Origin of the sequence: Youngiibacter fragilis 232.1 (genome assembly GCF_000495435.3) — a bacterium.
GTDB classification, from domain to species: Bacteria; Bacillota; Clostridia; order Clostridiales; family Clostridiaceae; genus Youngiibacter; species Youngiibacter fragilis.
In genome coordinates this window covers 1-9,452 of sequence record NZ_AXUN02000161.1, presented here as the reverse complement: position 1 = coordinate 9,452, position 9,452 = coordinate 1, and the positions used below count along the sequence as shown (strand labels likewise).

8 protein-coding genes are annotated in these 9,452 nt (G+C 46.1%); 4 read left to right on the top strand and 4 right to left on the bottom strand.

Annotated features, from left to right (window positions below; translation table 11 throughout):
* Nucleotides 1-126 precede the first annotated feature (126 nt).
* Genes T472_RS07725 through T472_RS07715 form a run of 3 tightly spaced genes read right to left on the bottom strand, consistent with a single transcriptional unit; the run spans nucleotide 127 to nucleotide 3,401 of the window.
* Entirely contained in the window at nucleotides 127-1,794 is a 1,668-nt protein-coding gene (locus T472_RS07725) for an SWIM zinc finger family protein (protein ID WP_023384297.1), read from the bottom strand.
* Nucleotides 1,795-1,814: 20 nt separating this feature from the next.
* Entirely contained in the window at nucleotides 1,815-2,213 is a 399-nt protein-coding gene (locus T472_RS07720; RefSeq protein ID WP_023384295.1) for a hypothetical protein, read from the bottom strand.
* Nucleotides 2,214-2,228: 15 nt separating this feature from the next.
* Nucleotides 2,229-3,401 carry a class I SAM-dependent methyltransferase gene (locus tag T472_RS07715; RefSeq protein ID WP_023384292.1) on the bottom strand — a complete coding sequence of 391 codons (1,173 nt, stop codon included), beginning with the start codon at nucleotides 3,399-3,401 and terminating at the stop codon, nucleotides 2,229-2,231.
* Nucleotides 3,402-3,589: 188 nt separating this feature from the next.
* Between T472_RS07715 and T472_RS07710 the strand changes: the two genes are divergently transcribed.
* The 3 genes from T472_RS07710 to T472_RS07700 all read left to right on the top strand — a co-directional run bounded on the left by T472_RS07710 (nucleotide 3,590) and on the right by T472_RS07700 (nucleotide 7,097).
* Nucleotides 3,590-4,750, top strand: coding sequence for an MFS transporter (locus tag T472_RS07710; protein ID WP_040907077.1), 1,161 nt, complete (start codon nucleotides 3,590-3,592; stop codon nucleotides 4,748-4,750).
* A gap of 16 nt (nucleotides 4,751-4,766) precedes the next feature.
* The gene (locus T472_RS07705) at nucleotides 4,767-5,729 is read left to right on the top strand and encodes a GNAT family N-acetyltransferase (RefSeq protein WP_023384288.1); all 963 of its coding nucleotides are present in this window, start codon (nucleotides 4,767-4,769) and stop codon (nucleotides 5,727-5,729) included.
* Nucleotides 5,730-5,855: 126 nt separating this feature from the next.
* The gene (locus T472_RS07700) at nucleotides 5,856-7,097 is read left to right on the top strand and encodes an MFS transporter (protein WP_023384285.1); all 1,242 of its coding nucleotides are present in this window, start codon (nucleotides 5,856-5,858) and stop codon (nucleotides 7,095-7,097) included.
* A 58-nt stretch (nucleotides 7,098-7,155) separates the two neighbouring features.
* Here the strand turns inward: T472_RS07700 and T472_RS07695 are convergent, their stop codons facing one another.
* Complete coding sequence (locus T472_RS07695) at nucleotides 7,156-8,046, bottom strand: LysR family transcriptional regulator (RefSeq protein ID WP_023384283.1); 891 nt, start codon at nucleotides 8,044-8,046, stop codon at nucleotides 7,156-7,158.
* A gap of 111 nt (nucleotides 8,047-8,157) precedes the next feature.
* Here T472_RS07695 and T472_RS07690 point away from each other — a divergent pair, with 111 nt between their 5' ends.
* Complete coding sequence (locus tag T472_RS07690) at nucleotides 8,158-9,174, top strand: YeiH family protein (RefSeq protein ID WP_023384281.1); 1,017 nt, start codon at nucleotides 8,158-8,160, stop codon at nucleotides 9,172-9,174.
* The last annotated feature ends 278 nt before the right edge of the window (nucleotides 9,175-9,452 follow it).

Sequence of the window (9,452 nt, the reverse complement as noted above, 5' to 3'; positions counted from 1 at the left end):
GCGGGGTCCTACCCGATTCTTTATTCTCTTAGACCTTCCGAAAACATCACTTTCTTCAATCCGGAAAGGGATTTGCCGAGGGTGCTGCCTGATTGAAGGTGATCCTTAACGTGCTGTATCAGTATACTATTCCGGCTTGTAAAGGGAGGTTGTAAAGCGCCCCCTGAGCATCGAAAGCTCTGTCAGCAGGCCCTTCATGTTCCTGTGCATTGATGCAATGGCTGACGAAGCATTGTCAGCCTCCTCTGAGTGCCCCGACTCATACAGCTTTTCAAGCAGCCTTAGGATTTCCTCCTGGCTGCGCCTGGTGGTAAGCTTGCGGCCTCTTGAGACTAAATGGGAAGCGAGGATCTCCGCTGCCTCAGCGGGATAGCGTGCATTAAGCCGGTCGAAGTGGTCGGATATGAAATCCGGGAATTCCCTTACGAAGCCAAGGAGCCCGTACATGTCACCTTCTTCTATTAGTATCCTCTTGTATATTCCCTTTGTGTTTTTTCGCACATCCGTATCCCCGGTAAGCCTTTTGTAGACCACCGGCCAGTCTTCCGGGCTCAGGGACCTTTTTAGCTGGGCATACCCGTTGAATTCACCGAGGGCGATTAGCCTTATGGAGAGCTCAATGAACCTTTCCTTGTTCTGCAGCTGCTTGTTTACATTGGATGCAAGGTACAGCCACCTGATAAGCTCAGTCCAGTCCCCTCTGGCTTTCTGGACACCCTCTTCAGCCAGCCTCAGGGCTTCAGGAAGATGCCCTTTTGAGACAAGTGAAGCGACCTCCATATACCTGAAATCGGGGACATCAGGATTCTCTTTTTTTAGTTCCTCAGCTTCATCCACTCTGCCGATCATCATGAGGAGCTCATACTCGAGGTAAAGGAAGCCGTACCCCACTGCCGGATTGTTATCCTTCTTTTCGGAACAGATGACAAGGGACCTGTAATAGCTGTCAAAGTCCCTTTCAGTTGCTATGAATTTCTTCATCAGCCTGAGAAGCACGAGAAGCTCCTGTGCATTCCGGTTGTCTTCGCATATCCTGCGAAGATGCCTGAACACAAGGCCGCCTTCAGGGGCTGCATATTTCTTTTCCGATAGGGGCAGAAGCGCTTCCTGGCATATTTTCTTGTAGTTCTCTGACATGAGGAGGTGGTCGATACCTTTTGTATCCCTTATCGAAACGTCATAAATTGACAGATAGGATATTGCCGCTGAGAGGTATTCCCTTGAAGCTATATGCCTTCTGGCGCCTTCATGCATGCTCCGGAGCTCGCTCACAAGCTTCTCGAAGCTTTCACTGGTCTTTTCTCCCATATAGCTGAAGTAAGCCTCAAGGAGCGATGCCTTCTGTGACTCGAGGACTTTGTCCTCAGAAGGGTCATGGAAGGTCTTTCTGACAAGTACCGGAATATCCTTGTAGATGCTCCTTAGTGACAGGATGAATTCCACCAGCGATTCCTTGTCCGCATCATCAAGTATGGACTTCAGCGCTGTCCTGTCATCAAGGGCTGAAGCCCTTGGAGACTTTGTCCCGTTGCTTTCAGAAGAATTCAGGATATCCTCCCCTGCTTCAAGGACAGCCACCAGATGGGCGCAGAGCAGATGGGATCCGCAGGTGCAGGAGGGTTTGGCGCCATCACCTACCGGGATCGTCTGATGATAAAGCTCACCGTCCCTAACCGTTGAAGTCAGGATACCGTCCCTCACCGTAAGCCTTCCGACAGCCTTTTCATCAAGGAATCTTCTTGCTTTCTTTATTGTTATCTCAGATATTTCACCATAGGATTCCCTGATTCTCATAGTTCACCTCGAATGCAATCTTATACTGGAAAGGGAAGGTCAAGTATGTCAGTCAAAAAACCGGTATAGAACAGGTATAGTCCGATAGCTATGACAAGATTGAAAACAAGCATCACAAGAAAATGGACATCTGTCCTCTTCTTCCAGAGTCCTCGCATATAAAGCACGTCTTCCATGAGTGCAACCATGATCACATGGAAAAGTATGGAAAGCAGCATGAAGGACCTTATCCTGATGAATGGGATGAAAATGAACGGGAGCAGGTACATGAGTGAAAATTTGTTGAACAGCCTGAGTCCTGTGCTTTCCCTGCTGAAGAAACGGTTCAGCCTGTAGCTTTCGCCTGAAGCGACGTGAAGCACGGACAGGAACACGACGGCTATCATTGTTGAGGTCATTGCTAGTGCGTAAAAAAGCATAATGGCTCCTTATATCTAAATATCACCGTATTTATATTCGTCGAGGTATATCCTGAAGGAGGGATAGATTCCGAAGGCCCTTATTAGGCTGTCGGCTTCCATCGCTGATTCGGCATTCTTCCTGCCTGTCCTTCTTGCCCTGATCATCAGGTTCTTCGGGGTCTCCAGCGGGGATATGTATTCTACTATTGACACCTCGTAGCCCTCAGCCTCAAGCATGAGTCCGCGCAGTCCGTCTGTAAGTGTGTCAGCAAGCCTTGCCTTGAGTATGCCGTGCTTCATGATCCCCTTGAAGGGTTCGTATCTGTAGGTTGAGAGCATCTCCTTGTGGCAGCAGGGCACTGCTACGATGTATTCGGCATCCCTTGATGCCCCGAATGCAAGGGCCATGTCGGTAGCAGTATCGCAGGCGTGAAGTGACAGCACTACATCGACCTTCCTTCCGTCCCTGAAATCCTTGATGTCCATTGCGTGGAATTCCATGTTCCTGTAGCCCAGCTCAGATTGGATCTTCTTCGAGGCTTCAATTACAGCAGGGGATAGGTCTATGCCGATGAAGTGGCACTTCATCCTCTTCACCTCTGTAAGGTAATAGTTCAGAACAAACGAAAGGTATGACTTACCGCAGCCTGCGTCAAGTATTGTTACCGTACCCTCTCTCTTAAGCGAAGAAAGCTCAGGTGCCAGAAGCTCCACGTAGTGGTCGATCTGGTTGTACTTCCTGATCCTGTTGTTCTTTATCTTACCATCCTTTGACATTATCCCGATTGCCTTCAGGAGAGCCTGTGCTTCGGTTGACTTCACAAGGTAATCCCTGTTAAGGAGGGTCGATGTCTCTCCTGCTTTGATTTCCCTGTCCTTCAGCACCTCGGTAGCCATGTTGACATTCTTGCCATCCGCTGTAATGACGAGCCTTGTCCCCCTTTCCTCGTAGATGATATTGGCCGCATCATACTTAAGGGCTTCAGCCTGGATATCCTTGAGCATGTCTGGGAAGGACATTTTCCTTGTCACTCCGTTGTAGTTATAGGCTACCCCATCCCCGTCAGGAATGGCATTGCCTTTGAATTTTTTGAGCCCGGCAGTGAAGATTACTTCCGTACCCACATATATGGAGCTGTTTTCATTGAATCTTCCTATAAGACCCATGAAGAAGAAGCCCAGCTTGTCAGTCATATTCTTGTTCATATCGCACCTCGATTTTTTACTTACTCAATTATAACCCATATGAGGAAGGTTTTGCAGATGCAGTGAATAAGAGCAACTTTATCGCTATTGCCTGCAGGTCGGATACTGTTTGCCTGCCCAGGTCAAAATAAACTATAATTGAGGTGGCAGCCGCAGAGGGCTGTGTGGAGTATGGAAGGGAAAATATTATGAATAAGAAGCACAACGGAATAGGTGTATTCCTCATATTTGCAATTATGCTCCTTGCACCGTTCATTGAAAACACAAGAGGCATATTCATACCCATGTTCAAGGATGAGTTCGGGGTATCCAATACCCTTATTTCTACAGCTATAACCGTGGGAGCCGCATCAAGTCTTTTTGTATCCCTGTTTGGAGGACCTATAATTGGAAAGCTTGGACAGAAGGGCTCCTTCACTGTAAGCCTCGCATTTGTACTCGCCGGAATACTGCTTCAGACCTGGTCAAGGAGCTTTTTTCTTTTTGCCCTGGGGCTTGTGCCCATATCCATGGGAATAGCGCTTTACAACGTATCAGCAAACACTATAATCCCATTCATGTTCTTTTCCATCCAGACAGTGATAATGAACATTCTTCATGCCATGTACGGAGTTGGTTCGACAATAGCCCAGAACCTTACAGGAACCCTCCTGTCAATGGGAATCGGTTGGAGAACGATATACCTTGGGGTATCCGCGGCATATTTTCTTCTCGCCTTCCTTTCAAGGTTCGCAGTCATACCTGAGATACCTCGGGCAAAGGAGGAGATGCAGGTATCCGGAAGAAGGCTAATGAGGGACCCTCTTGTCATCGCATTCGGCCTTGCGCTTGGATTCTACGCCTTTTCAGAATTCGGCGTCTCGCTGTGGCTCACAAATTACCTGAAGGCGATCTACAGATATCCGGAGAGCACAGGAGCCCGGTATGTAGGATTCTTCTTCCTGCTGTTCTCAGCAGGAAGGCTTCTGGGAGGATTCGTAGTCCAGAGGATAGGGACATTCAAGGCTGTCGCAGGAACTCTCATTATATCATTGGCATTGATGCTGTCAGGGCTTCTGCTTGGTGAACGGTTCCTCATAGTTGTCAGCATTGCAGGACTTTTTTACTCGATCGTTTACCCTTCGCTGATCTCGAAGGTGGGAGCAGTATTTCCTGACAGCACCGCCCATGCAATGGGGTATGTCATAACGATAATAAATATTGTTTTAAACGGAATGAACCAGGTCATGGGCATGCTTACCGATGCGATAGGTCCTGGATTGTCAATATTCCTCATACCTGCATGCCTTGTGGCGGCACTTGCTGCCACAGCGTTCATAGGCTCGAGGACCAAAGTGATTCTGAAATGACGGAAGGGGTTAAGCTATGGGAAGCATGAAGGTAACCATCGAACAGACCAAGGGCGGAGACGGAAGGGACCATATCCTCAGGGACAATGATTCCATTACCATAGGGAGATATACTGTAATAGAGAAGGATCCCGGTACGAAGAGTGCGATGATAAGGCTGAGATTCTACAAGAACCATGATGCAGACCTCATGAAGGCTGCTGTCCAGGCTATCGCCAAGTCCCTGATCTGGGGAGGCGAGGTGTTCAAGCTGAACATCATAACCTCGAGCGAGACTATGACATCACCATTCACTTCAAGCGGCTTCACGCTTGAAGGCATACTAGTCAACAACTCTTACCAGGACTCCATAATCGCAAGCGAGTTCCTTTTCGGTACGGATGCGACCAGGTTCAGGAGTGTGACAGACTACAAGCTTCTGGCACTGGAAGGGAAAAGTGTCGACCTCAGGCTTGCAACCCCTGAGGATGCTGAGGCTTTCCTCAGATACTACACAAGGAATAAGGAATTCCTAAGTCCGTTCGAGCCAAGACGGGAGGATGAGTTCTATACGATAAGGGGCCAGAAGAAGGCGCTTGAGGATTCCTATCGCGCATATCTTGCCGGAAGCGCCATCAACTTCGGTATTTTCCTGAAAGGCTCGCTTATCGGTAAGATCCAGATTTCAGGCATAACATATGGCAGCTTCAGAAGCGCGATCGTAGGCTACGGGCTTGGGAAGGATACGGAAGGCAAAGGGTACATGCAGGATGCATTGTCAACTGTCATCGACTACGCATTCGCGGAGCTGGGTCTCCACAGGCTTGAAGCATCGACATTGCCTGAGAACCTGAGGTCCCAGAAGACACTCGAAAACAATGGCTTCAGGAAGGTCGGACTTAATGAGAAGTACCTGTATATATCTGGAGAGTGGAGGGACCATCTGACATTCTCGCTGGTAAAGGAAAGGTATCTTGAAAAAAGGGATGGCAAGGAATAGGACGTTCAAGGGGACTTCGAAATAGGTCCCCTTGTTTACATGAATTTGACGATACTTCCTGTATCATTACTCTATTGGTGCATTGTATACTTGAAGAAATGAATTAAGGGATTTCAGGAGGGTTATATGACTAAGCAGGAACGGAGCTGGATACTACAGGATGTGGGAAACTCGGCATATTCAATAACTATCACGACGGCAATACTACCGGTATACTTCAAGAGCGTTGCAGCTGTCAACATGACTGACAGCATGTCTACCGCTTACTGGGGGTACGCAAATTCACTGGCGACTCTCATCATTTCAATCATGGCACCGCTTCTCGGAACCATAGCGGACTTCAAGGGATTCAAGAAGACATTATTTTCAATATTCACCCTTACCGCCATTGGCTCATCAGCACTTCTCGCAGCCGCAGGTGAAGGACAATGGTTCCTGGCCCTCGCCATTTATGTGGTTACAGCAGTAGCCTTCAACGGATCCAGCATATTCTATGATTCGTTCCTTACTGATGTCACTGATGACTCGAAGATGGACATGATATCTTCAAAAGGCTTTGCCTACGGTTATCTTGGCGGAACCATACCATTTGTAATTTCAATCGGTCTCATCCTAAGCGCTGACAAAGTTGGAATATCGACCGTGCTTGCCACCCAGCTAGCTTTCATAATAACTGCCGTATGGTGGCTGATATTCACAATACCGATGCTTAAGAATGTGAAGCAGATCTACTACATAGAAGGAAAGCCGGGACAGATAAGTGAGAGCTTCAAGAGGCTCAAGGACACACTGAATGAAACCCTGAAGAACAGGAACGTATTCTTATTCCTTCTTGCTTATTTTTTCTATATTGACGGTGTACACACGGTAATAACCATGGCAACCGCCTACGGTATTGATGTGGGACTGGATTCAGACAGGCTGATGGTAATACTGATTGCGATACAGCTCGTCGCATTTCCATTCGCCCTGATTTATGGAGCCCTATCCAAGAAATTCGGTGCAAGGAACATGATAATGGCAGGAATAGTCACGTACACTATAATTTCCATATATGGATTCTTCCTTAAGACTGAATTTGATTTCTGGATACTCGCTATGCTCGTGGCAAGTGCCCAGGGTGGAATCCAGGCACTCTCAAGGTCATTCTTTGGTAAGATAATCCCGAAGGAGAAGTCAGCTGAATACTTTTCGATATACAACATTTTCGGAAGGGTATCGTCCATATTCGGGCCTCTTCTCATGGCTATAGTATCCACGATCACTGGTGAGTCAAGATACGGGATACTGAGCCTCATACTTCTCTTTGTTCTTGGCATGGTATTCTTTAGGAAGGTCAGGGACGGAGAAAGGATGGAGGCGGCATAGCCTGTGTGCGGGCAATGGCAGCAAATTTCCCTCTCTCAATACTGCTTCGGGAGAAGGATCAGGTGTTTCTCAAATCAGATATCCTGTGAAACCAATACTCAATTTGAGTTTTGTCGGGACAATTTTTCAAGTAGACAAAATTGAATGGATGGTCAACTTTAAAATTCTGTAATGGTATTTCCTTAAGGTATCCTTGTGATACCTCTTTTTTTATCGCTTCCCGGTACATGAATGTGATACCGACATTCTGATGGCACAATTTCTTGATGGCGTTCATATTCCCGATTTCAATTTTCCTGCTGAAATCATCAATGCTGAGATTTTTATTATATAATGCATTTTCAAAGATATCCCGTGTTCCGCTGCCTGGCTCCCTAAGGATAAGGTTATGGTCAAGCAGTTCCTCCAGATGGGTTGCAGTGGCTGCGATTCTGTTATCTGGAGAACAGACACCGACAAATGTTTCATTGGATATTTCCCTGTACTCGAATTGACTGTGGTTAAAATGACCTTCCAGCAAGGCGAAGTCTATTTTCCCATCCCAAAGCATTTTTTGAAGGATTTGAGTATTTTCAACAAACATGGAGATGTTGATTTTGGGGTCCTCCCTGAACAATCTGTTCAGAATAGGGGGAACCGTGTATTCACCGATTGTCAGGGTAGCTCCAAAAATCAAAGGTTTAGCGTGATCCCTGATCCGGTGCAAGAGGGGCAGGATACGTTCAGAATTGGCAGAGAGGGTCCTTGCATATTCCTGCAAAGCTCTCCCTTCATCTGTGAGGGAAAAATTCTTTCCCTTTCCTGAGATCAGTACGACCTGATAGTGATTCTCCAGGAACTGTATTTGCTGTGAGACTGCCGGCTGTGTCATGTTCAGCTTTTGTGCAGTCTTCGTATAATTGCATGTTTCGCATAGTGTAAGAAATGTCTGCAGCCTGTTATCCAGCATATAAAACCTCTCATAAGCAGAATTTATATAAACATAAAATAAGATAATTTCATTTTATGTTTATATGATGATATATTCAAGTGGATTTCTAATTATCTTTGGAGGTATGTCATGTCTGGAAAATTGAACGAAATAGCGCCTGGCTTGCTGCTCAGTGCCTGCGTTGCAGTCATTGCAATGCTTTTAAGCAGTCTGTTTCCGGGTGATATCATTGGAGCCACAGTAATGGCTCTTCTTGTTGGTATGGTTCTGAATCCATTATCAAGCGGATACAAGCAATTCGATGCTGGAATAAGCTATGCAGGGAAGTTTATCCTTCGCATAGGTATCGTGCTTATGGGGGTAAACCTGAATTTTTCTGAAGTGTTGAGTGTGGGGAAATACTCCTTATTTGTGATGATCTTTACCATGGCTACTGCATTCGGTGCAGGAAACCTTATCGGTAAATTGTTTGGAACCAACTGGAAGCTTACAAATCTGCTGTCCGTAAGTACGGCAATTTGTGGAGGTTCTGCTGTGGCTGCGGTTGGTCCGGTTATCAGGGCAAAGGATGAGGATGTTGCATATGCGATATCGTCGACATTCATCTTCGATGTCCTTACTGTTGTAGTCATTCCGTGGATTGGAATTGCTCTTGGTATGTCAAGCGTGGGATATGGCCTATGGGTAGGTACGGCGGTCAATGATACATCTTCAGTTGTAGCTGCAGGATACGCCTTTTCTGAATTTGCAGGAAATACCGCAGTCATTGTCAAGCTCACCAGAACACTGTTCATTATCCCATACGTACTGATATTCTCGTTTATTACAGAAAGGCTTGAAGCAAGGTCAGCGGGTGGCAATGGACGCATATCAGTAAACTTAAGAAAGATATTCCCGTACTTCATAATACTCTTTCTTGTAGCAGTAGCAGTTCGCAGCACGGGAATAATCCCCGGTGCATTAGTGAATACCCTTTCAAGAACCTCTAAATTCTGCATGGTTATGGCATTGTCTGCAATAGGCCTTAAGACAAGCTTCAAGGATATCAGGAATATCGGATTCAAGCCTATGATACTTGGATTCATAGTTGACACTCTTGTGGTCTTTGTCTCAATTGGTGTCCAGATAGCAACGGGAAGGTTCTAGGCACTCTGGATTTTGAGGTCAAACCAGAAAGCTGGTTTACAAATCGGAATTTGCCAAAGTAAGGTATCTTATAGTCCCATGACAATCCTGATGAATTTGAAGATGACCGTATTTAAAGTGTAATTTTTACTTTTTGGTTTTGTGTTTATTCATATTTTCATCCTGGTAGCAGGTCAGCCTTATAATGATTCTTCATCCCAGATGATCTGCCCATACGAATGAAGAATAATATTTCTCTTTATTTATTGGCGTTTTGAAGTATAATTTATTAGGAAAGA